The 21,418-nt window shown below is 70.7% G+C and carries 19 protein-coding genes and 1 tRNA gene; 9 read left to right on the top strand and 11 right to left on the bottom strand.

The window, feature by feature from the left end; genetic code table 11:
- Positions 1 to 48 precede the first annotated feature (48 nt).
- Positions 49 to 1,341 (top strand): type VII secretion-associated serine protease mycosin, encoded by a 1,293-nt coding sequence (gene mycP, locus C8E87_RS17590; protein WP_133876894.1) that lies wholly within the window; start codon positions 49 to 51, stop codon positions 1,339 to 1,341.
- A gap of 11 nt (positions 1,342 to 1,352) precedes the next feature.
- Here the strand turns inward: mycP and C8E87_RS17585 are convergent, their stop codons facing one another.
- The 4 genes from C8E87_RS17585 to C8E87_RS17570 form a co-directional block, all read right to left on the bottom strand.
- Entirely contained in the window at positions 1,353 to 2,003 is a 651-nt protein-coding gene (locus tag C8E87_RS17585; protein ID WP_133874100.1) for a hypothetical protein, read from the bottom strand.
- Positions 2,004 to 2,200: 197 nt separating this feature from the next.
- A complete protein-coding gene (locus C8E87_RS17580; protein WP_133874099.1) occupies positions 2,201 to 2,950 on the bottom strand; it encodes a sulfite exporter TauE/SafE family protein in 750 nt (249 codons plus the stop codon).
- A 221-nt stretch (positions 2,951 to 3,171) separates the two neighbouring features.
- A tRNA-Pro gene (locus C8E87_RS17575) sits at positions 3,172 to 3,248 on the bottom strand.
- A gap of 72 nt (positions 3,249 to 3,320) precedes the next feature.
- Positions 3,321 to 4,229 (bottom strand): metallophosphoesterase, encoded by a 909-nt coding sequence (locus C8E87_RS17570; protein ID WP_133874098.1) that lies wholly within the window; start codon positions 4,227 to 4,229, stop codon positions 3,321 to 3,323.
- 26 nt (positions 4,230 to 4,255) lie between these two features.
- Here C8E87_RS17570 and C8E87_RS17565 point away from each other — a divergent pair, with 26 nt between their 5' ends.
- Both C8E87_RS17565 and C8E87_RS17560 read left to right on the top strand, forming a co-directional pair.
- Positions 4,256 to 4,708, top strand: a complete 453-nt coding sequence (locus tag C8E87_RS17565) for a GatB/YqeY domain-containing protein (RefSeq protein ID WP_133874097.1) — start codon at positions 4,256 to 4,258, stop codon at positions 4,706 to 4,708.
- Positions 4,709 to 4,751: 43 nt separating this feature from the next.
- Complete coding sequence (locus tag C8E87_RS17560; protein ID WP_133874096.1) at positions 4,752 to 5,477, top strand: DUF4190 domain-containing protein; 726 nt, start codon at positions 4,752 to 4,754, stop codon at positions 5,475 to 5,477.
- A gap of 54 nt (positions 5,478 to 5,531) precedes the next feature.
- On the opposite strand, the gene C8E87_RS17555 is transcribed toward C8E87_RS17560, so the two are convergent.
- The 3 genes from C8E87_RS17555 to C8E87_RS17545 are packed head-to-tail and all read right to left on the bottom strand — an operon-like array spanning position 5,532 to position 9,263.
- A complete protein-coding gene (locus C8E87_RS17555; protein WP_133874095.1) occupies positions 5,532 to 5,831 on the bottom strand; it encodes a hypothetical protein in 300 nt (99 codons plus the stop codon).
- A 60-nt stretch (positions 5,832 to 5,891) separates the two neighbouring features.
- Entirely contained in the window at positions 5,892 to 8,099 is a 2,208-nt protein-coding gene (locus C8E87_RS17550; protein ID WP_133874094.1) for a putative bifunctional diguanylate cyclase/phosphodiesterase, read from the bottom strand.
- A gap of 3 nt (positions 8,100 to 8,102) precedes the next feature.
- Positions 8,103 to 9,263 (bottom strand): FIST signal transduction protein, encoded by a 1,161-nt coding sequence (locus tag C8E87_RS17545; protein ID WP_133874093.1) that lies wholly within the window; start codon positions 9,261 to 9,263, stop codon positions 8,103 to 8,105.
- Between the two features lie 92 nt (positions 9,264 to 9,355).
- On the opposite strand from C8E87_RS17545, the gene pyrE reads away from it, so the two are divergent.
- Positions 9,356 to 9,880 carry an orotate phosphoribosyltransferase gene (gene pyrE / locus C8E87_RS17540; protein WP_133874092.1) on the top strand — a complete coding sequence of 175 codons (525 nt, stop codon included), beginning with the start codon at positions 9,356 to 9,358 and terminating at the stop codon, positions 9,878 to 9,880.
- A 57-nt stretch (positions 9,881 to 9,937) separates the two neighbouring features.
- On the opposite strand, the gene C8E87_RS17535 is transcribed toward pyrE, so the two are convergent.
- Positions 9,938 to 12,352 (bottom strand): transglycosylase domain-containing protein, encoded by a 2,415-nt coding sequence (locus C8E87_RS17535; protein ID WP_166661332.1) that lies wholly within the window; start codon positions 12,350 to 12,352, stop codon positions 9,938 to 9,940.
- A 316-nt stretch (positions 12,353 to 12,668) separates the two neighbouring features.
- On the opposite strand from C8E87_RS17535, the gene C8E87_RS17530 reads away from it, so the two are divergent.
- On the top strand, positions 12,669 to 12,971 hold the full coding sequence (locus C8E87_RS17530) for a WhiB family transcriptional regulator (protein ID WP_127498770.1): 303 nt from the start codon (positions 12,669 to 12,671) through the stop codon (positions 12,969 to 12,971).
- 13 nt (positions 12,972 to 12,984) lie between these two features.
- Here C8E87_RS17530 and bagB read toward each other — a convergent pair whose 3' ends face one another.
- From bagB to C8E87_RS17515, 3 genes are read right to left on the bottom strand one after another with little or no spacing between them, the layout of a single operon-like run.
- Positions 12,985 to 14,112 (bottom strand): ArsA family ATPase, encoded by a 1,128-nt coding sequence (bagB, locus tag C8E87_RS17525; RefSeq protein ID WP_133876893.1) that lies wholly within the window; start codon positions 14,110 to 14,112, stop codon positions 12,985 to 12,987.
- Between the two features lie 58 nt (positions 14,113 to 14,170).
- Positions 14,171 to 15,124, bottom strand: coding sequence for an ATPase BagA (bagA, locus tag C8E87_RS17520; protein ID WP_133874090.1), 954 nt, complete (start codon positions 15,122 to 15,124; stop codon positions 14,171 to 14,173).
- 22 nt (positions 15,125 to 15,146) lie between these two features.
- Positions 15,147 to 16,031, bottom strand: coding sequence for an Rv0361 family membrane protein (locus C8E87_RS17515; protein WP_133874089.1), 885 nt, complete (start codon positions 16,029 to 16,031; stop codon positions 15,147 to 15,149).
- Between the two features lie 118 nt (positions 16,032 to 16,149).
- Between C8E87_RS17515 and sp36 the strand changes: the two genes are divergently transcribed.
- The 4 genes from sp36 (at position 16,150) to C8E87_RS17495 (ending at position 21,418) form a co-directional block, all read left to right on the top strand.
- Positions 16,150 to 16,305 (top strand): Sp36 family protein, encoded by a 156-nt coding sequence (gene sp36 / locus C8E87_RS17510; protein ID WP_093619400.1) that lies wholly within the window; start codon positions 16,150 to 16,152, stop codon positions 16,303 to 16,305.
- A gap of 64 nt (positions 16,306 to 16,369) precedes the next feature.
- Positions 16,370 to 16,855: a RidA family protein gene (locus C8E87_RS17505; protein ID WP_203720880.1), complete on the top strand. Its 486-nt coding sequence runs from the start codon at positions 16,370 to 16,372 to the stop codon at positions 16,853 to 16,855.
- Positions 16,856 to 16,955: 100 nt separating this feature from the next.
- On the top strand, positions 16,956 to 17,768 hold the full coding sequence (locus tag C8E87_RS17500; RefSeq protein WP_133874088.1) for an MBL fold metallo-hydrolase: 813 nt from the start codon (positions 16,956 to 16,958) through the stop codon (positions 17,766 to 17,768).
- Entirely contained in the window at positions 17,765 to 21,418 is a 3,654-nt protein-coding gene (locus C8E87_RS17495) for an adenylate/guanylate cyclase domain-containing protein (RefSeq protein ID WP_133874087.1), read from the top strand. Before C8E87_RS17500 ends, C8E87_RS17495 begins: the two co-directional genes overlap by 4 nt.

The raw sequence follows: 21,418 nt of genomic DNA, 5'->3' as shown, positions 1-21,418 counted from the left end.
TGGAGGCGGTGCGCCTTGGTGAGTGGTCGCCGACTGGCCGCTGCCGCGATGGCTGGGCTGTTCGCTCTTGGCATTCCGGTCAAACCGGCCTCCGCCGCGCCTGCCTTCCCCGCCTCCGCCGTTCCCGCGTTCCCCACCTCCGCTGTCCGCGCGTTCCCGGCCTCCGCTGTTCCCGCATTCCTCGCCGAGCCGAGCCCGCTGCAGGGCGATTCCGTCCGCGCTGACGAGTGGCATCTGGGCACGCTCAACATCAGCGAGGCGTGGACCTACTCGAGCGGCGCCGGCGTGACGGTCGCGGTGATCGACTCCGGTGTCGACGCCGACCATCCCGACCTGCAGGGCCAGGTGCTGCCCGGCCTCGACCTGGTCGACGACAAGGGCGACGGCGACACCGACCTGGTCGGCCACGGCACCACGGTCTCGGGCATCATCGCGGGCCGCAGCGACGACCAATCCGGCGTGGTCGGCATCGCTCCCAAGGCCAAGATCCTTCCCGTACGGGTCCTGGACGAGGACAACCGCTACAACGACGCCCTGATCGTCGCCCAGGGTGTCCGCTGGGCCGTCGACAAGGGCGCGAAGGTCATCAACCTGTCGCTCGGCGGCAACGGCAGCAGCGCCGCCCTCGCCGCAGCCCTCGACTACGCGTTCGCCAAAGACGTCGTGGTCATCGCCTGCACAGGCAACACGAGCGCGTCCTCCACCACCGGCGTCTGGTATCCGGCCCGCGAGCCCGGCGTGCTCGCCGTGGCCGGTGTCGAACGCGACGGCAACACCCTCTGGTCGGGTTCGATCACCGGCAAGGAGACAGTCATCGCGGCCCCCGCGACCCAACTGGTCGGCGCCAACACCGGTGGCGACTACTGGAAGGTCCAGGGCACCAGCTTCGCCGCGCCCATGGTCTCGGCCACCGCCGCCCTGATCCGTTCCCGCTGGCCCGACATGCCCGCCGGCGAGGTCATCAACCGCATCATCCGCACAGCCAAAGACAAAGGAATGCCCGGCCGCGACCCCCTCTTCGGCTTCGGCCTGGTCAACCCGGTCGGCGCTTTGACCGCCACAATCCCGCCGGTCTTCGAGAACCCGCTCGACACCTCCCCGTCGCCCGGCATCGCGCGTTTCGGCAGCGCCCCGGTCCCCGGCCAGGCCCAGTCCGCCCCCGACGGCTCACTGCAGGAGTTCGTCCCCGCTTCTCCCGAAACCGACTCCGGCCGGGGCGCCGCGCCTGTCGCTTCCGCTCCCCACCACTCCCACCAGAACTGGTGGGCCGCCGCTGCCCTGTTCCTGCTCTCCGCCGTCGCCGCGCTCCTGACAATCCGCCGCTTCGCCGGCACGACGTAGCCGCGGCCTCGCTAACTCGATTGGCACGTCGGGTGGCGACGGCCGATGAGCCGGAGTTCCACAATCTTGTTGACGATCGGGTACCCGTTCACCATCGACCCGCCACTACGCTGCTGAACCAGAGACGTCAGCCGCGCCCGCAAAGCTTGCTGGTCCTCGGGTTCCATGCCGGCCCACGTCTCCTGCACCAGCATGAAGTAGCTGCCGTAGTCGAGCCCGCTGCCCGGCAACGCGGTGCGGTCAAGCACAGGAAAAAGCTGCGGCGCGATGAAGTGCGAGAACTTCGACGGAAACACACCCGACCCGCTCTTGGTGTGCTTGATCTCGGCCGCCAGCTCCGGCAACACGCGTACGTCGTCCCACGAAACCGACGTGATGTCATCTCCGGCGGACAACCGAGGCTCAATCACACGCTGCCAGACGCGGATCAGGTCGGTCCGGAGCCTCGCGAAACGCCGGTCGAGCTCATCCCTGCCGACACCACGGTTGGCCCGCCAGTGGTGCAGGTGCCGTCGGGTGCTGTCCCACCATGCCGTATCGAACGTCCCCTCGGTCATTGCCTGCCGGTCCACGTAGAAGGCGTTGTGCAGATCCTGAGGCCAGTTCCGGGTTCCCCACCACGCCACTCCGTCCTCGAACTCGCGCAATGGCTCATCAGTCACCTGGGCAGGCTATCGGGGTTGCCCGCCAGGGTCGCTCGACCGAATCGGTTTCCGGCAGTAAACGTTGCGGTACATGAGCGCAACGGCCCGGGGCCGCTCGGCACCGTGCATATCTCCCGTCGTTCGCCGCCCACCGAACGTGCCCAACCTGCCGCGGATTCCCGACTAACCTGATCAAGGCCCCGACGGGCTGCGCGCTAGTTGACGGCGTTACGCCATAAATAGGCAGCGAGTCCGACGGCCGCGAAGGCGATCGCCACTCGAAGAGGGCGCTCTGGGAGCCGGCGTACGAGGATCGGGCCCAGCCAACTGCCGAGCAGGCAGCCGATCGCCATCAAGCCCGCGGCGGCCCAGTTCACCGGCGCGATAACCGTGTAGATGATCGCGGCGGCCAGATTGGACGCGCCGAGGGCGATGCTCTTGATCGCGTTCGTCACGGGCAGCGGCTCGGTCGCCGCCACCGACAGGACGGCCAGCATGAGTACCCCCGCGGCCGCTCCGAAGTAACCGCCATAAACGCCGATCAGTAGAACGATGGCAGCAAGCACAACCGCAGACATCGAGCGATGACCGGCCCACCGGCGGAGCTGATCCCGGAGAAGCAGAAGCGCCGCCCCGAGCGCGACAAGCACCGGCACAATCCGCTCGAAGGCCGACGACGGCGTGGCCAGCAGCAACACGGCGCCACCCAGACCACCGACAGCCGCGAACGTACACAACCGCGCCAGCCGTCGCCCATGACCGCGCAGTTCTTGCCGCGCCCCCACCGCCGTGCCCACAGTGTTCGACAGCAGCGCCACCGTGTTGGTGACGTTGGCCGCGATCGGCGGCAGCCCCACCGCCAGCAGAGCCGGATAGCTGACCAGGGAAGCCAGCCCTGCCATGGACCCGGTCAGCCCACCCCCGACACCCCCGGCCACCAGCACAAGGGCATCAATCGGCAGCACCCGACCACCGTATTGACGCCCTTCACCACCCACAGCCGCGGGCTCAGCCCCGGTAGTTCAACTCACAGCGCCCCATAGCAGTACAGGTGCCAGTCATCAGCTCGGCGGGCGAGCCCGACCGGCCGGTGAACAAAGCTTGTTACCCCCGGATCGTAGAGACGCCCGACGAATACCCGGAATACACCAAGGGCCGTTCCCGTGACTGGAAACGGCCCTTGAACTGGTCGGGGTGGCCGGATTTGAACCGACGGCCTCTTCGTCCCGAACGAAGCGCGCTACCAAGCTGCGCCACACCCCGAGCTGCCTGGAAATACTATCCGACGCCCGGGCGGGAACGAAATCGGCATCCCCCGAACCACAAAATCCCAGGTCAGCGAGGGATCAGGGTGAGGATGGAGGCTTCCGGGCGGCAGCTGAAGCGGACGGGGGCGGTGGGGTGGGTGCCCAGCCCGGCCGAGACGTGCAGCCAGGCGTCGGAGCCGGGCCAGCGGTGCAGGCCCTTGGCCATCGCCTTGGGCAGGTCGCAGTTGGTGGTCAGGGCGCCGTAGAAGGGGACGCAGACCTGCCCGCCGTGGGTGTGGCCTGCCAGCAGCAGGTCGAAGCCGTCGTTGGCCATGGCGTTGAGCACCCGGGAGGCGGGGGTGTGGGTCACGCCCAGGTGCACGTCGGCGCCGGGGGAGATGGGGCCGGCGACCGCCGCGTAGTCGTCGCGGTTGATGTGGGGGTCGTCGACGCCGGCGAGCTCGATGGAGCGGCCGCCGGCCTTGAGGACCGTACGGGCGTTGTTGAGGTCGGCCCAGCCCGCGTCGACCATCGCTGCCCGCAGCTCCTCGGTGGGGAGGTTGGGGCGTTTGAGCTCGTCCTCGTCGTATTCCGACGACGGGCGTACGAGGTAGGAGAACGGGTTTTTCAGGCGGGGGCCGCGGTAGTCGTTGGAACCGAAGACGAACGCGCCGGGCACCGACAGCAGCGGGTCGAGGGCGCGCAGCACGCCGGGCACCGCTTCCTTGTCGGCCAGGTTGTCGCCGGTGACGACGACCAGGTCGGGGTCGCAACCGCTCAGCGCGGCAACCCAGGCCTGCTTGCGCCGCTGGTCGGGCATCATGTGCAGGTCGGAGAGGTGCAGGATGCGCAGGGGCTCGGCATCCGGCTCGAGGACCGGCACGTCGAAGCGCCGGAGCGTGAACAGGTTGCGTTCGATCAGCGAGGCGTAGGCGAGGGTGGCGGCGCCCGCGGCGAACACGCCGGAGCCGAGGGCGAAAAGGGAGCGCTTGCGCATGGGAAGCAAGGGTAGTTTCTCCGTCCATGGGAACGCTGAAAGACCGCCTGAACGATGACCTGCACGCCGCGATGAAGGGCCGCGACGAGCTCACCACGGCGACGCTGCGGATGGCGCTGGCCGCTGTGCGTAACGCCGAGGTGGCCGGCGCCGAGGCGCGTGAGCTCTCCGACGACGAGGTGCTGGCCGTGTTGAGCAAGGAGTCGAAGAAGCGGCGCGAGGCGGCCACGGCGTTCGCCGACGCGGGGCGGGCCGAGCAGGCCGCCAAGGAGCGCTCCGAGGGCGAGGTCATCGAGCGTTACCTGCCCACGCAGCTGACCGACGACGAGATCGCCGAGCTGGTTCGGGGTGCGCTGGCCGCGGGTGGTTTCACCGGCAAGGGGCAGATGGGTCCGGCCATGAAGGCGGCGCAGGCCGCGGTGGCCGGCCGGGCCGAGGGTGGCCGGGTCGCGGCCGAGGTGCGCAAACAGCTCGGCTGACCGATGGGCTCAGGTCCCCGGGTTGCCGGTCGATTGCCGGGTCATGACCTGCGTGAACTGTGGCTCGGCCGCGATCGGGCCCAACGGCTGGTGCGGCGCTTGCGGCCAACCGGTGGCCGCACCCGCGCCGCCCGCCTGGCCGCCTCTGCAGCCGAGCCAGTGGACGCAGCCCAGCACGCCGCAGCAGCCCTCCTGGTCGTCGCCCAACGCCACGTGGAAGGCGAGTGAGCCGTCGGTCGAGCATGCCCGTTTCATCGACCCCACAGGCGAGCCGTACGCGGTGAGCGAGCCCTGGGAAACCGATCAGCCCGCCGTGGCCGTTGCCGGGCCGGCGTCCCAGGCAACCTGGCAGTCAGGCAATCCTCCGTGGCCGCAGACGGATGAGCGGCCGCCGACCTGGGCCACCGAAGCGACCTCGACCTTCCACGTTCCGGATCGGCCCGACGTCGACGCGACGGTCGTCAACGGCTTCCCCGCCAGTCAACCGCCGCCACTCCCCCCGTACGGCTCGCAACCGCCCCCGTACATGGTCAGTGCCCCATCCCCGTACGCGGTGGCGAAGCGACCCGGCAATCTGTTCAGCATCGCCGCGTTCGTGCTGGCCGCCGTCTCGGTCCTGGCTTTCCCGATCTTCGCGGGCCCGCTCGCGCTGATCCTGGGAGTCGTCGGCCTGTATCGCAGGGAGGGCCTGGCCAAGCTCGCAATCGTCCTCGGCGTCGTCGGCCCCGTCGCCGGCATCGCGCTGGCCATGCTCCTTTTCGGCGAATGAATCGGCAAATGAAAAAGGGGGTACGGTCCCTCGCCGTACCCCACCGGGAAATGACTAAATGGCGAGTTGCGGCCGGACAGGCACCGCCGTGACCGCCGGCGACGCGCTGCGCCCCGGCAGCTGCTGCTGCGGCACCGCGTAGGGCCCGAGCATCGACTCGATGGCCGGCGCGATCGACGGACGGTCGTTGAGCTGGATCAGTCGTGCCGCGCGGGCCAGGGAGCCGGTCTCGCCGTCGCGGAAGCCCTCGCGGTATCCCTTCTCGTAGCGCTCGCCGCGGCCGAGGGCCCGGCCGAGCGCGAAACACGAGGAACCGGCTAGGGCAAGCAGGAAGAGCAACGCGAAGGGTGTCACCGTTATTTTCCTTCCGGGGCAAATGTACTAATTAGCCGAAAAGTACCCCTAGAGCATGGCTCATGCGGTAGAGCGGTGATCAAGTACGCCAACGGGTGACCCGGCTTGCGCCCGGGCCAACTGATCGGGCACAACTTCCGGATCGACCGGCCGGCACAGGTGGTAACCCTGCCCGTAGCCGCACCCGAGCCCCCGCAACGCCGCGAGCTGAGCCGCGTTCTCGATGCCCTCTGCCACCACACGCAGCCCCAGGATTTGTGCGAGCTCGACGATCGTCCGGACCAGGGCGAGGTCCTCCGCGGTCAGCTCGGCCCGCGCGATGAACGCCCGGTCGATCTTCAGCTCGTCCACGGGCAGCTCGCGCAGGTAGGCCAGCGAGGAATACCCGGTGCCGAAGTCGTCGATCGAGAGCTGTACGCCGAGCCCCCGCAGCTGGTGCAGCGCCGCCATGCCCAGGTCGGGTTCGGTCATCAGCACCGACTCGGTCAGTTCGAGGGTCACCGCGCTCGACGGCAGCCCGGCGATGGCCAGCGCCCGCATCACGTCGTCGGCGAACCTCGGATTGACGAGCTGGTGGCCGGAGACGTTGACGTTGAGCCCCAGGTCCCCGAAGTCCCGCCGCCACTTCGCCACCTGGATCGCGCTGTTCTCGAGCACCCACTGGCCGATGTCGACGATCAGCCCGAACTCCTCCGCGATCGGGATGAAGTCGACCGGCGAGACGAACCCTCGGGCCGGGCTCTGCCAGCGGATCAGGGCCTCGACCCCGGCCGGGACACCGTCGGCGAGCCGGATCAGCGGCTGGTACTGCAGGCGGAACCCGTCCTCGCGCAGAGCCCGCTGCAGGTCGCCGCGCAGGCTGAGCCGGTCGAGCGCCTCGGCGTGCATGTACGGCTCATACACCAGCACCCCGTTCGGACCGTTCTTCTTGGCCCGGTACATCGCCAGGTCCGCGTTGTGCAGCAGCTCCTCGGGCATCTGCTCGGACTCGCGCGAGATCGCGATGCCCACGCTGGCGCCGATGAAGATGTCGCGCCCGGCCACCCGGAACGCCTCCTTCATGGCCGCGACGATGCGCTCGCCGACAGCCTCGGCCGCGTCGCCCGGCGAGTCGTGCAGCAGCACCGCGAACTCGTCGCCGCCGAGCCGGGCCGTGGTGTCGCTGGCGCGTACGCATCCACGCAGTCGCCGGGCCACCAGCGCCAGCAACTGGTCGCCGGCGTCGTGGCCGAGGCTGTCGTTGACCGTCTTGAACCGGTCCAGGTCGATGAAGAGGACGCTGGTCGGGTCGGCCGCGGTGACCCGGGAGGCCAGCACCCGGTTCAGGATCTTGAGGAAGAGCGCGCGGTTGGGCAGGCCGGTGATGGGGTCGTGGTGGGCCTCACGCACCGCCTCGACCGTGCGCGCGTCGGTCAGGGCCAGGCTCACCTGCTGGGCGAACGCGTCCAGTTGATCACGCTGTTCGGTCGGCTCACCGCCGATCCCGTGCAGCTGCGCGACGAGGCTGCCGGCCATCTCGCCGGTGACCCGGACCGGCGCGGCGATCATCCAGCCGGCGCCGTCGGGCCGTACGAGGACCGCGCCGCCCGCCATCGCCGCGCGGGCCAGGCTTTCCGGCGGCGCGATGTCGTTGCCGCACGTCGAGGCGATCGTCAGCCGGCGGTCCGGGCCGCCCTCGGCCAGCAGCAGCATGACCGTGGCCCCGCTCAGCAGCCCGGCCGCGCCGCCGGTCACCGCGTCCAGGATCTCGGGCAGTGGCCGCCGGGCCGAGATCGCCCGCTGGATCGTCAGCAGCGACTCGACCAGCCGTTGCCGGCTCTGTGCCGTGGTCGCCTGCCGCTCCTTCTCGGCCCGCAGCTGCCGTTCCGCGGTCAGCACGCGAATGCTGCGCAGCGCCAGGCCGAGCACCTGTCCCATGCCCTGCAGCAACTGGCGTTCGGCCGGATCGAACGGCTCGGACAACCGGGCGACGATCAGCGCGTCCCCGGTCTCGGAGCCGAGCGGGTTGGTGGCGGCGTGCAACTCCCCCACGTACGGGACGTCGAGCATCGGCTGTCCCGCCGCGACCTCGTACAGCTGGGCCTCGGGCACCACCTGTCCGAAGCCGTACGCGCCCACGACCCGGCCCTCCCGCACCACCGCCCCCACCTCGGCCTCGACCATCTCGGTGGCCCGTTCCACCGCTCCCGCGATCGCCGTGGTCTCGTCGGCGGCCGCGTTCACCGCGGTGAAGTACTCGGTGAGCAGTTGCGAGGACCAGGACGGCATGGCTCAGGCCAGGGCCAGCGTGACGAGGGTCAGGTGGTGCAGGCCGAGCGCACCCCGCACCCGGGCGATCTCGCCGTGGGTGTAGAAGCCGGCGTACGGGGCGTCGCTCAGGGACGTGTGCATGGCGTGCATCTCCTGTTCCAGGCCACCCTTGATCAGCCCGGCTCGACGGCCGCCGCAGTCGAAGGCGAGCACCCCGAGCGGCGGCAGGCCCTCGAGCCGGGCCATGGCCTCGGTGCACGACCAGGCGGCGCCGTCGATCAGGGACTGGCGGTCACCCTCCATGAGCCAGACCAGCGCGCCCTGCGGCACGTCGGCGGTGCCCCAGACCGAGCGGGCCTCGTCGTCGCCGGAGTGGATCACGCGGATGTCCTCGCCGCTGCGCCGGTCCAGGCCGAGCGGCTGCAGGCTGTAACCCCGGCTGAAGAACTCCTCGGCCGTGCCGTTGAAGTTGTTGCGGCGCAGCAGCACGTCCAGGGCCGGCTCACCGTCGAGCTGGTAGATGTGCGGACCGCTGGCCTTGGTGACGAGCATCGGCGGTTCCGTACGCCGCCAGCCGTGCGCAACCCCGATGCCGAGCGGGCCGTCCGAGCCGAGCGCGAGCCCGACGACGGAACCGCTGAGCACGTCGTTGCCGTGGATCTGGTACGTCTTCGTGAACTTCCGGTCGTCCCCGGCGAACCCGCCGACCATGGGCACGCTCGCTCCGATCGCCGAGTAGGCACCGCGGACGATCTCGTGCGGCTGCCCGGTCAACCCGTCGGCGAGCAGAATCAGCACCTTGTTCTCGTCGTCGAGCCCGCGCAGCGCCTCGGCCGCGGCCGCCCCCGCCGCCCGCGGGTTCGAGCGGTTGATCGGCGTGACCCGGGTCTGCACGGTGAAGCCGTCGCCGCCCAACGCCGCGATCGCCACCCCGCCGTCCGTCACGCCCGCGCTGCCGAGCTCACCCATGGTGGTGGCGCCGACGATCTCGGCATCGGGGCCGGCCTCGAGCCGTACGCCCTCGAGCAGCTCCGGCAGGTCGTGGGCGACCGAGGCGAAGACGAAGACGGCCAGGGCCTCCCGCCCGCCGATCGCTTCCGCTGCCGCCTCGGCCCCCGCCTTCCGGGAGCGGGGCGCGACGCTCTGGCCCACGCCGAACCACCGGTGCGGGTTGCTCTGCATGATCCTCTGATCGGCACGGCTTGTCGGTTGCTGAGTGGTTGCTTGTGGGGTGCCGTCGGGTGTCCGGGAGTGGCCTGCCAGGCTTGGTCCTTGTGACTGATTCAGACCTTGCGCGGCAGGTACGCGCCGTGAGCCGGTTGACCGGTGAGTTCACCCTCCGCTCGGGCCGTATCGCCAACGAGTACTTCGACAAGTATCAGTTCGAGGCCGACCCGGAACTGCTCGACCGGCTGGCCGAGCAGATGGCCGTGTTGATCCCGGAGGGCACCGAGGTGCTGGCCGGTCTCGAGATGGGCGGCATCGCGGTGGTGACAGCCCTGGCCCGGCACGCCAAGCTGCCCACGGCCTTCGTCCGGAAGCAGGCCAAGCAGTACGGCACGGCCCGGCTGGCCGAGGGGGCCGAGGTCGCGGGCCGGCGGGTGCTGGTCGTCGAGGACGTGGTGACCTCCGGCGGGCAGGTGGTCATCTCGACCGGCGACCTGCGCAGGCTCGGCGCGCACGTCGACCACGCGCTGTGCGTGATCGACCGTCAGGAAGGCGGCGCGCAGGCGCTGTCGGCCGAGGGCATCACGCTGCGCGCCCTGCTGACCCGCGCCGACCTTGACGCGGCGGCCTGACTTCGGCCGAACGGCAACGGGCGGGACACCCCTTGAGGGATGTCCCGCCCGTTCACGTCAGCGGCCCGGCGGTTTCGGCGGTCCGGAAGGCTGACCCGGGCCGCCCGGACCGGTTGGCGGCTGCGTCTTGCCCTTGCTCGGGCGGATGCTGACGAAGCCGCCCTTGATCGTGCGGCCGTCGGGGTCGGTGCCGGCGGCGGTGCCGGCCGGGCAGTCCGATTCGATCGCGCTGCCGATCGAGACCTCGAACCCGGCGCCCTCGATCCGGCTGCGGGCGTCGTCGATCGAGTCGCAGGTCACGTTCGGGATCGACTTCTGGTCACCGTACGCGATCTTGCGGTTTTCGGGCTCCTTGAACTGCTCCTTCGGCTTGCCCTTCATGAAGTCGGCGAGCGTCTGGTAGACCGCCGGGTTCACGATGTCGTGCGACATGCGGTCGCGGTGGTCGGGCCAGTCGGGGTTGACCAGGTAACCCGCCACCACCAGCGACGTGGTGCCGGCGATCAGCGCGGCCGTCTTGTCGGCGTCGGTCGTGCCGGTCTTGCCGAACACCGGGTGCTTGACCGTCGCCTTGGTCGCCCGCGCCGTGGCGCCGCCGCAGCGGCCCATCTGAGCCGAGTCGCCGACCGGGCAGCGGGCCGCGTCGAGGGCCGCGCGGGCCACGTCCTTGCTGGTCGCCCGGATGCACCGCGGCTTGCCGACGTCGAGCTTGTCGCCGTCCTGCGTGGTGATCCGCTCGATCGGGGTGGGCTCGCAGTACATGCCGTCACCGGCCAGCGTCGCGTACGCGTTGGCCATGTCGAGCGGCGTCGAGGCGCTCACGCCGAGGGTGAACGCGCCCCATTGGTTGGCCGCCACCGGGTCGTTGGCGAAGTCGGCGTCCTGCTTGACCCGGAACTGCACGCCGAACCGCTTGGCCACGGCCACCACGTTCTCGGCGCCGACCTTCTCCTCCAACGGCACGAAGTACGTGTTGATCGACTTTGCGAAGGCCGAGTGCATGTCGTAGAGGCCCTCGCCGCCACCGCCGGAGTTGCTGGGGCACCAGAAGTGCGTGCCCGGGCAGGCCGAATCGTTGCTGCGGCTGATGATGTAACCCGACTTGTACCGTTTCTCGGCCCTGATCGGGTACGCCAGCGGGTAGCCCTTCTCGAGTGCCGCGATGATCGTGAAGATCTTGAACACCGAGCCGGCCTGGTAGCCGCTGATGTCACCGCCACCGCTGAGCAGCGGGTTGGTGGTGTTCGGGTAGGTAGCGCGGACACCCGCCTTGGCCTTCTTCTTGTCCGACGACAGCGGGTTCGGGTGGGCCGGGTCGGGCAGCTTGTACTTGCGGTTGGCGGCGAGCAGGCGCACCTTGCCGGTGCCGGGCTCGGTCGCGGCCAGCAGCAGCGCGTTCTTGTTCTTGTCGGAGATCTTGTCGCCGATCCGCTTACGCGCGTCGGCCTGGGCCCCGAGGTCCATCGTGGTGGTGATGCGGTAACCACCACTCTTGAGGCGGCGCTCCCGGTCGTACGGGGTCGCGCCGAACGCCTCCTGGCTCATCCACCAGCGGTAGAAGTAGTCACAGAAGAAGCCCCAGTTGTTGTTGGCCACCGAGACGCAGCCGTTGCCGACCGGCTTGACCTGGCGCGGGATCGCTTCCTTCTTGGCCTTGTCGGCCTGCGCCGCGGTGAGCGAGCCCATCTCGACCATGGCCGGGATGATGTAGTTGTCGCGGCGCTGCTTGATCTGCTCGTACCCGCCCTTGGTGGTCGGGTTGAAGCTGGTCGGCGCCTTGACCATGCCGGCGAGCATCGCGGCCTGGCCGGCCGTCAGGTCCTTGGGCTTTTTGTTGAAGTAGACCTGGCTGGCCGCGAAGACCCCGTACGCCTGGTTGCCGAACGGCGCGATGTTGAGGTAGCGCTCCAGGATCTGGTCCTTGCTGAGCTCCTTCTCGACCTGCAGCGCGTACTTCATCTCGGTGATCTTGCGCTTCGGCGTGTCCTTGGTGGCGTCGACCACCTCTTGCGGGTTCGTCGCCGAGTAGGCCAGCGACATCCGCACGTACTGCATGGTGATGGTCGAGGCGCCCTGCTTGGACTCGGACTTGCCGCTGTTGTTCACGAAGGCGCGCGCAACGCCCTTGAGGTCGACGCCGTTGTGGTTGTAGAACTCCCTGTCCTCGGCGGCGACCATGGCGTCACGCATCGGCTTGGAGATGTCCTTGAGCGGCACGTCGCTGCGGAACTCGTCGTAGAACTGCGAGATCTGCGTCTTGTTGTCCGACGCGTAGATCCGGGTGATCTGCGGGGAACTGAAGTCCTTGAGCTCACTGGGCAGCTGCGCGAAGGTCTCGCCGCCGGCCTTGGCGGCCAGGCCCGACATGGCAGCGGCGGGAAAAGCAGCGGCCGCGACGACGACGCCGGCGAGTAAACCGCAGATCAGCAACGAGGTCGCGTTCGCGAAGATGTTGTGATCGCGACGGCGCATCCAGGAAGTCACCTGAGCAGGGTACGCGACAAGAGCACGCGACCGCCCGTCGAGAAGGTCACGCTTCGCCCTGAAATATTGTGCCCCCTCAGCGCAGATCTTGGGGCTGTTTTCCCGAGGCGCACCCCACCCACTCCCCGCGGCCTTGGCGGCCTTTGCCCGGAACCACCGGGCTGTACATATTTCAGGTACAACGTTGCGTAATCGCCCGACTACAGAGCATGATGGTCCGGCGAGCTTGTCGCACGACGTCTGCACCGCTTGGGGGACATGAGCTGCAGACGTCAGGGGGTAACGCAAGGGGGGACGTTTACACATGGGGATGATCAGCGATTGGCCCAGCATGGCGGCGTGTCAGAGTGGCGACCCTGACGCGCTCTTCGTGCAGGGCGCCGAGCAGAACGTGGCGAAGAGGATCTGCCGCAGCTGCCCGGTTCGCTACGAGTGCCTCGCCGATGCCCTGGACAACCGGATCGAGTTCGGCGTCTGGGGAGGCATGACGGAACGGGAGCGGCGCGCACTGCTCCGCCGCCACCCGCACGTGGCGAGCTGGCGAAAGATGTTCGAGGCGGCCATGCGGGAGAAGGGCGCCGACAAGGTGCTCGTCCCCACCCGCTAGGCAGCGCCGAGGCTCACGCCAGGAGCGAGCCGATCGTCCGCAGCCCGTCGACGTCGTGAACGTCGGCGGGCTGCGCCGTGACCGAGACCGTCGGCACGGACGGGAAGGCATCGGTGAACGTGGCGGCGACCCGCTGCTCACGCTCGGTCTGGCGGACCAGGGCGGCGTGGATACGCAGCGCGTCGGCGGTCAGCGGCGAATCACCGGCGGCGGTCAACGCCTCGGCAGCGGCCTCACTCTGCTCGGCTGTCAGGCCGGGGGCCTCGGTGCGATGCATCCGGTTGAGCACCAGCCCGGCCAGCGGCATCCGTTCGGCGACCAGACGCTCAGCGAAATAGGCGGCCTCGCGTACGGCGTCCCTTTCCGGGGCCGCCACCAGCAGGAACGCGGTCTGCGGGTCCTGCAGGATCCGATACGTCTGGTCGGCGCGCTGCCGGAAGCCGCCGAACATCGAGTCGAGCGCCGCCACGAAACCGGACAGGTCGGTCAGCAGCTGGGCACCCAAGATCTTTTGCACCGTCCGCGAGAAAAGCCCGAAGGACGCGGTGACCAGGCTGAACATGCTGCGGCCGCCGGAGCGCGCGGGCGCCAGCAGCATCCGCAGCATCCGGCCGTCGAGGAAGCGGGACAGCCGGGCCGGCGCGTCCAGGAAGTCGAGCGCGGACCGCGACGGCGGGGTGTCGACCACAATCAGGTCCCACTCGTCGGTGGCCCGCAGCTGACCCAGCTTCTCCATCGCCATGTATTCCTGCGTGCCGGCGAACGTGGAGCTCATGGCCTGATAGAAGGGGTTCGCGAAGATCTCGGAGGCCCGCTGCGGCGTGGTGTGCTGCTGCACGACCTCGTCGAACGTGCGCTTCATGTCGAGCATCATGGCGTGCAGCTCGCCGCCGTTGTCGCCGTCGATGCCCTTGACCTGGCGCGGGGTGTTGTCGAGCTCGCTGAGGCCCATGGACTGGGCCAGCCGGCGCGCCGGGTCGATCGTGAGCACCACGGTGCGCCGCCCGTGCACCTCGGCCGCGCGCAACCCCACCGCGGCCGCGGTCGTCGTCTTGCCCACCCCGCCGGCGCCGCAGCACACGACTATCCGGGTGGCGGGGTCGGCGAGCAGACCGTCGACGTCGAGTCGTTCCCCGGTCACATCAGCCACTGCTCAAGCGTAATCCGTAGGAGATCGAGCGCACCGTGACTGTGGCGGGTCACGCACGCATGAGAGCCGCCGCCAGCTCGTCCAACCCGTCCTGGTCGACGCCGCGGGACAGCAACGGCAGCTCGACCAGGGGGCGGCCCGCCTCGGCGAGCTCGGTGCGCAGCGACTCCTCCAGTTCCTGCCGGGTCTGGTGGGCCTTCACCTCGGTGGCCAGCCCGTTGACGGTGCCCGCGTCGGTGGGCAGCCCGGCCTCGGCCAGGCCCCGCTTGAGCTCGGCCTTCGTCACCTTGCCGGCCGTGGCGAGGGCCGGGCGGGTGGCGTTGAGCACGATCCGGCCGACCGGGATCCCGAGGGTGTCGAGCTCGGCGATGGCGTCCAGGGTCTCCTGTACGGGCATCTCCTCGAGCAGCGTGACCACGTGCACCGAGGTGATCGGCGAACGCAGCAGCGATGCGACCCCCTCGCTCTGGGTCTTGATCGGCCCCATCTTGGCCAGCTTCGCGGTCTCGGCCGTCACGTTGAGGAACCGGCCGATCCGACCGGTCGGCGGGGCGTCGAGGATCACCGCGTCGTACGCCCGGCGCCCGTCCGACGAGCGGGTCGTTGCCTCCTTGACCTTGCCGGTGAGCAGCACGTCCCGCAGCCCCGGGGCGATCGTGGTGGCGAAGTCGATGGCGCCCACCTTGCGCAGGGCCCGGCCCGCCGCGCCCAGGTGATAGAACATGTCGAGGTATTCGAGCAGGGCCTCCTCCGGGTCGACAGCGAGCGCGCGCACCTCGCCACCCCCGGCCACCTTGGCGATCCGCAGCTCTTTGTAGGGCAGCGGCTCGGTCTCGAAGAGCTGGGCGATGCCCTGCCGCCCCTCGACCTCGACCAGCAGCGTGCGCCGGCCCCCAGCGGCCAGTCCCAGGGCCAGGGCCGCGGCGACGCTGGTCTTGCCGGTGCCGCCCTTGCCGGTCACCACATGCAGCCGCGCCGGCCATCTGTTGACGTGCTCACCCATGCCTCAACGGTACGGGCCCCGATCAGCCGTTCACATCGCAGACCAGCCAGCCCGTCTTGCGGATCACGGTGAACTCGAGCTCCTGCGACGACGTCTTCTCGTCGGCGGTCGACATGGTGAGCTCGACCGCCACGCGCGCGCGGTCCTCGCCGTCCTCGGTCACCTCGGGGTCGCCCCAGCGGAAGACCGGATCGGTGTAACCGGCCGCGTACGCCCTGATGTCCGACACCCGGTCGGCGATCTTCGTCTTGTCCCGGGCCTCCCGGCAGACCAGGTCGTCGGCCGCGCCGGGGTCCTGATTGGTGTAAACCGCGGTCAGGAACCTGCTGACGGCCGTGGACGGGTCGGGCGAACCCGGGTTGTCGGCGTCGCGCAGGAGAAGGTATGCCGAGACGGCGCCGCCACCGCAGAGAAACAGCGTGCCGACCAGCGCGAGCGAGACCCAGAGGGCGCCGCGGCGCTTGGGCCGGCCCGGCCCGTCCGGCGGCGGCTGGGCCGGGCCGGCCGACCAGATCGGCTCGGGCGGCGGGGCCTCGGAAGGCACGGTGTGGTGGAAGGCCAGATGCTCCGGAGGCGCGGTCTGCCACTGGCCGGGCGCCTCGTGCTGGGCGTGCCAGGGCCCGGTGGCCGGTGGGGGCTGCCAGCCGCCGGGGGCCGGCGCGGTCACGGGCGGGATGACCTGAGTGCTGTCGTGGCCGCCGGCCTCGTCGGCGAACGCGCCCGGGGGCGGCCACTGCTTCTCGTCCGGTTCCGGAACGGCGTCGATGAAGTCCATCACAAGCGACGGCGAGGCGGGCGCGGGCTCGGCAGCGGCGCCGGTGGGCTCCGGCTTGGCTGCGGGCGCGAGCGGGGGCCACTCACCCGGGGGCTCGGGATGGCCCGGCGACCCGCCGTGCGGGTGCGTCATGTCGCCCTCCGTGATCTCCCGGTGACTGGTCGCCGTACGGCTCGCTCAGCCTATCCAAACGGGCCGGTCATCGGGCCCTAAGCTGGGCCGGTACCGACGATTAGGGAGTAGACGAGCGATGCAGAAGTGGGAGTACGTGACCGTGCCCCTGCTGGTCCACGCGACCAAGCAGATCCTCGACAACTGGGGCGAGGACGGCTGGGAACTCGTCCAGGTCGTTCCGGGTCCGAACCCGGAGCAGCTGGTGGCTTACCTGAAGCGGCCGAAGTCGTGAGCGACTGCACCGGAGTGAGGGAAACGAACGCAGGGTCAGGGGAGCACGACAACGGAGGCTCAGCGTGACGACGCCGATCAGTGGTGAGGGGGGCGTGGACGCGTACGCGAAACTCGCCGAACTGGGCCTGACCCTGCCCAAGGTGGTGCCGCCGCTGGCGTCCTACGTCCCGGCCGTGCAGACCGGCAATTACGTGTACGTCTCGGGTCAGCTCCCGCTTGTCGACGGCAAGCTGCCGTACGCCGGCAAGGTCGGCGCCGAGGTGACCGCCGAGCAGGGCGCCGAACTGGCCCGCCTGTGCGCGCTGAACGGCCTGGCCGCGATCGAGGCGCTGGTCGGTCTCGGCCGCGTTGTCAAGATCGTGAAGTTGACCGGCTTCGTCGCGTCGGCTCCCGGCTTCACCGCCCAGCCCGCCGTCATCAACGGGGCGTCGAACCTCTTCGGCGATGTCTTCGGCGAGCAGGGCCGGCACGCCCGCAGCGCCGTCGGCGTGTCCGAATTGCCGCTCAACTCCCCGGTTGAGGTCGAGGTCATCGCCGAGATTGCCTGACCGTACAGGCACGTACGTTGCTAAGAGTTACCTGAGCGGGCACTGAGATCGCACATCCGGTCCTCTCGCATTGCCCCATGCGCGACGTAGGATTTCGCGCATGGGGGGTGCTGCGCTGGAGGTGTTACCGGGCTGGGTGACGCTGGTACGTGCGCCCAACCCGGGTCCGATGACGCTTGACGGCACCAACACCTGGGTGCTGCGCGCCCCCGGCGAGGCCCACGGCATCGTGATCGACCCCGGCCCGCTCGACGAGGAGCACCTCACGCGGACAGCCGCCCAGGGGCCGTACGCGTTCATTCTGGTCACGCACGGTCACCACGACCACGTCGAGGGCGCCGCCCGCCTCTCCGAGATGCTCGGCGGCACGGCCGTGCTGGCGGCCGACCCCGCCCACTGCGTCGCGGGCGAGCCGCTCGACCCGGCCGAGCGGCTGGGCGCGGCGGGCATCGAGATCTCCGTCCTGAACACCCCGGGCCACACCGCCGACTCGGTCAGTTTCCTGGCCGAGCACGCCGACGACCGGCTCATGTTCACCGGCGACACGATCCTCGGCCGTGGCTCGACAGTGGTCGCCCATCCGGACGGTGACCTGGGTGCCTATTTGGCCAGTCTCGAGCGCCTCGGTGCGTACGGGGAAATGATGATGTTGCCCGGCCACGGACCGGTGCGCGCGGACGTCTCGGCGGTGGCCCGGGAATATCTTGATCATCGGCGCGAGCGGTTGGCGCAGGTGGAGGCGGCGATCGCCGCGGGCGCCCGCACCGCCGAGCAGGTCGTCGACATCGTTTACCCCGACGTCGAGCCGGGCGTCCGGTTCGCGGCGATCTGGTCGGCCGCAGCGCAACTTGATTACCTGAATCACAAAAAACGGGAATCAGGAACACCCACAGGCAGGTTGGATCCGCTGTGACCTGTCCTGTGTGTGGAACCGTTGCCGTACCCGGCGCTCGCTTCTGCCACAACTGCGGTGCGGCCCTGCCCGCGGCGGCCACCCTGCCGGCCGCCGAGCGCCGCATCGTCACCGTGCTCTTCGGCGACCTGTCCGATTTCACCTCCTGGTCGGAAGACCTCGACCCCGAGCGGGTCGGCGCGGTCACCGACCGGGTCCTCGCCGCGCTCGCGGGCGCGGTCAAGACGTTCGGCGGTCACGTCGACAAGCTGACCGGCGACGGCATCATGGCTGTCTTCGGCGCCCCGGTGGCCCACGAGGACGACGCCGAACGGGCGGTCCGGGCCGCGCTGAGCATGCAGCGCGCGGTGCGCCGGGTGCTCGACGACGAGCGTGGCGGCGGCGCCCCGCTCGGCCTGCGCGTCGGCCTCAACACCGGCGAGGTCGTGGCCGGTCTGCAGGCGGGCATCGAATACACCGTCATCGGCGACACCGTGAACACCGCGGCCCGGCTGGCCGACGCGGCAGCGGTCGGCGCCGTCTACGCCGGCTCCCGCACGAGCGGCGGCACCCGGCACGTCGCGTCCTGGCGTCAGCTGCGCCCGCTGCGCCTCAAGGGCAAGCGCGAGCCGGTGCCCGCGTTCGAGCTGCTCGGCCTGCACGACGCGCCGGGCACCCGGTCCGGCCTGGGCGACGAGGCGCCGTTCGTGGGGCGCGAGACCGAGCTGGGCCGGGTGGCCGGGCGGCTGGCCGAGGCGGTCGACTCGGGCACCCCGCGCGTGATGGTGATGACGGCCGAGGCGGGCATCGGCAAGTCCCGGTTCGCGGGCGAGGTCAAGCGGCTGGCCGCGGGCTACGACGTGGGCAATGGGCGCTATGCGGCACACGCCGGGGCCCGGGTGCTGCGGGTACGCTGCCGCGCGTTCGGTGAGCGCCGCCGATTTGCGCCGCTGGCCGACCTCGTACGCAAATCGGTGGGTCTGCCCAAGGACGTCGTGGCCACCGTCGGCCGTTCGGTGGTCGAGGAAAGGTTGCGCAAACTCGCGAACCGGCTGGGGCACGACGGCGAGCCCGCCCCGATCGACATCGACCGGCTGCTCGCGCTGCTGGGTTACGGCGAGGCCCCGGCCAACCCGGTCGGCCCGGCCGCCGGCGCCGACTGGCAGCCCAGCAGCAAACGGGCCGACGCCGAGGCGCTGTCGTCGGCCGTGGCCGAGCTGCTCACCGCCCTGACCGCCGAGGCGCCGCTGGTGGTGATCGTCGACGACCTGCACGACGCGACCGCGTCGACAGTGGACGCGCTGGGCCGTACGCTCTCGCTGCTCGACGGCCCGGTCGTGGTGCTGCTGCTGGGCCGGCCCGAACTGGTGCGTACGGCGGGCGCCCTGACCCGGCTGGCCGACGCCGAGGTGCACACCCTGCCCCCGCTTCGCGGCGCGGACGCCTCCCGGCTGCTCACGTCCTATCTGAACGGCGGCAAGCTGCCGCAGGCCGACACCGACCGGCTGCTCGCCACCGCGCAGGGCAACCCGTTCTATCTGGCCGAGATGATCACGCTGCTCATGGAGCGGGGCGCGCTGACCCCGGCCGTGGGGGCCAACGCGGCCGGCAAGTGGCAGCTGGCCGACGGCTCGCTCGGGCGGCAACTGCTCTCCCGCGACCTGGCCGCCGTGCTCGCCGCGCGCATCGACGCGCTGCCACCCGAGCCGCGCTCGGTGTTGCGGGACGCCGCCGTGGTCGGCGATTCGGTGCCCACGGGAGTCATCGAGGCGCTGCGGGAACGGCGGGCCTCGAGCGACGCGCGGCCGGGCGCGGTGGCGGCGGTCGAGCTCGAGCGTTCGATCGACGAGCTGCTGCAACGCCGCATGCTGCACCGCTCCCGCGGCGGTTACGCGTTCACCACTCCGCTCATGCGTGAGGCGGCGTACAGCGGCATCGGCAAGGCCGACCTGGCCGACCGGCACGCCTACCTGGCCAATTGGGCCGCGCCCGAGAACATGGGCCGCACCGGCTACGACACCACGGCCCGGCTCAACCTGACCGACAACGAGCGCGACGCGTTCGTGGCCACGCACGCCGAGTGCGCGGTCGAGCTGGCCGACGCGGTGCGGCTTCGGCCCGAGGCCGCCGTACGCGACGTCGCCCCGCTCGGCGTCTCGGCGCTGGGCCGCCTGGCCCGCCGGGCGCTGGCCAACATCGAGCCGGCCGCCTCCATCGAGTACGCCGAGCGCGCCGCCGCCCTGGCCCCCGACAGCCTCCTGCCGCTGCCCGACCAGCTGGTGCACGCCCGCGCGCTGCTGCGCCTGGGCCGGGCCGAGGAAGCCTTGTCGCACGGCGAAAAGATCGCCAAGAGCGCCGCCGACGAGCCGGTCAACCGGGCCGAGGCGCTGCTGGTGGTCGGCCGGGCCCACGAGGCGCTGGGCGACAGCGGCCGCGCCGTCGCCGCCTGGCAGGAGGCGTTGGAGGTGGCCACCGAGGCCGAGCTCCTGCCCGAGCGCGCCAACGCGATGCGCCGGCTGGGCATGGCCGACTTCCTGGCCGGCCGGCTCAGCCAGGCCAGCAGCCGGTTCGCCGCCGCCTATCAGGTGACGCTCGCGGCCGGTGACCGGCACGGGCAGGCCTGGGCCCTGCAGAACCTCGCCTGGGTGACCACCACCCGGGGTGACTTCGCGGGCTCCGACGCCGTGCTCGGCCGGGCGGCCCGCCTCTTCGCCGAGCTGGGCGACCCGGTCGGGCGCTCGTGGCTGCGCGGCACCACCGCGTTCGCCCGGCTGCTGGCGGGCCGCCTGCAGGAGTCGCGGCGGCTGGCCCGGGTGTTCCTGCCCTTCGGCGACCGGGTGGGCGAGGCGTGGGCGGTCGGCACCCTGCGGGCCGTGGAGGCTTACGCCGCCTCCGAGCTGGGCGAGCTGGCCGAGGCCGACGGCGAGGCGCGCCGGGCCTACCGCGACTTCAACGCCGTCGGCGACGACTGGGGGCGGGGTCTGGCTCTGGTCGTACGCGGGGCGATCGCTCGCGGGCTGGGCGAGTTCGACCACGCCTACGATCTGCTGACCGACGCGCTCGGCTACGCCGGCCGTACGGGTCATCCGTTGCTGCTGGGCATGGCCGGCACGCTGCGCGGGTTCGTCGCGCTGTACCGGGGTGACCTGGCCTCGGCCGAGGCCGACGCCCGCCGGGTGATGACCGCCGTCGAGCCGCACAACCCGCTGGCGCCGGCCCAGGTCGGCCCGCGGGTGCTGCTGGCCGAGGCACGGTTGCGGGCCGGCGACGCGAAGACCGCGATGGGGCTCCTGGCGCCGATCGCCACCGACACCGGGGCGCCGTCGTTGCTGTTCTCGCGGCGGCACGCCCTTGCCTCGTACGCGTCCGCCCTGCTCGCCGACGGCCAGGCCGAGGCCGCCCTGACCTGGATCAACCGGGCCCGCGAGGTGAAGGCCGAGGACGTGCGCAGCGCCGTGCAGGCGGCCATGACGCACGCCCGGGTGCTGGCCGCCGCCGACCACTGCGAGCGGGCCCGCGAGGCGGCCGAGGAGGCGGTCATGCTGGCGTACTCGACCGAGCAGACGAGTGAACGTGTCGCCGCCGAGGAACTGCGCGCCACGCTCGCGACCACGGGTGTCGAGACGGCTTCGGCGGCCGGTGTCGTATACGCGTCCGACGTGCCTGGATGA

Source organism: Paractinoplanes brasiliensis, from assembly GCF_004362215.1.
GTDB classification, from domain to species: Bacteria; Actinomycetota; Actinomycetes; order Mycobacteriales; family Micromonosporaceae; genus Actinoplanes; species Actinoplanes brasiliensis.
This window is presented reverse-complemented; position numbering and strand designations above follow the sequence as displayed.

Coding starts and splice junctions, on each gene's coding strand:
- mycP (WP_133876894.1), top strand. CDS start 49: ATGGCTGGGCTGTTCGCTCTTGGCATTCCGGTCAAACCGGCCTCCGCC.
- C8E87_RS17570 (WP_133874098.1), bottom strand. CDS start 4,229: ATGCGCAAGCGCTCCCTTTTCGCCCTCGGCTCCGGCGTGTTCGCCGCG.
- C8E87_RS17565 (WP_133874097.1), top strand. CDS start 4,256: ATGGGAACGCTGAAAGACCGCCTGAACGATGACCTGCACGCCGCGATG.
- C8E87_RS17560 (WP_133874096.1), top strand. CDS start 4,752: ATGACCTGCGTGAACTGTGGCTCGGCCGCGATCGGGCCCAACGGCTGG.
- C8E87_RS17550 (WP_133874094.1), bottom strand. CDS start 8,099: ATGCCGTCCTGGTCCTCGCAACTGCTCACCGAGTACTTCACCGCGGTG.
- C8E87_RS17545 (WP_133874093.1), bottom strand. CDS start 9,263: ATGCAGAGCAACCCGCACCGGTGGTTCGGCGTGGGCCAGAGCGTCGCG.
- C8E87_RS17535 (WP_166661332.1), bottom strand. CDS start 12,352: ATGCGCCGTCGCGATCACAACATCTTCGCGAACGCGACCTCGTTGCTG.
- C8E87_RS17530 (WP_127498770.1), top strand. CDS start 12,669: ATGGGGATGATCAGCGATTGGCCCAGCATGGCGGCGTGTCAGAGTGGC.
- bagA (WP_133874090.1), bottom strand. CDS start 15,124: ATGGGTGAGCACGTCAACAGATGGCCGGCGCGGCTGCATGTGGTGACC.
- C8E87_RS17515 (WP_133874089.1), bottom strand. CDS start 16,031: ATGACGCACCCGCACGGCGGGTCGCCGGGCCATCCCGAGCCCCCGGGT.
- sp36 (WP_093619400.1), top strand. CDS start 16,150: ATGCAGAAGTGGGAGTACGTGACCGTGCCCCTGCTGGTCCACGCGACC.
- C8E87_RS17500 (WP_133874088.1), top strand. CDS start 16,956: ATGGGGGGTGCTGCGCTGGAGGTGTTACCGGGCTGGGTGACGCTGGTA.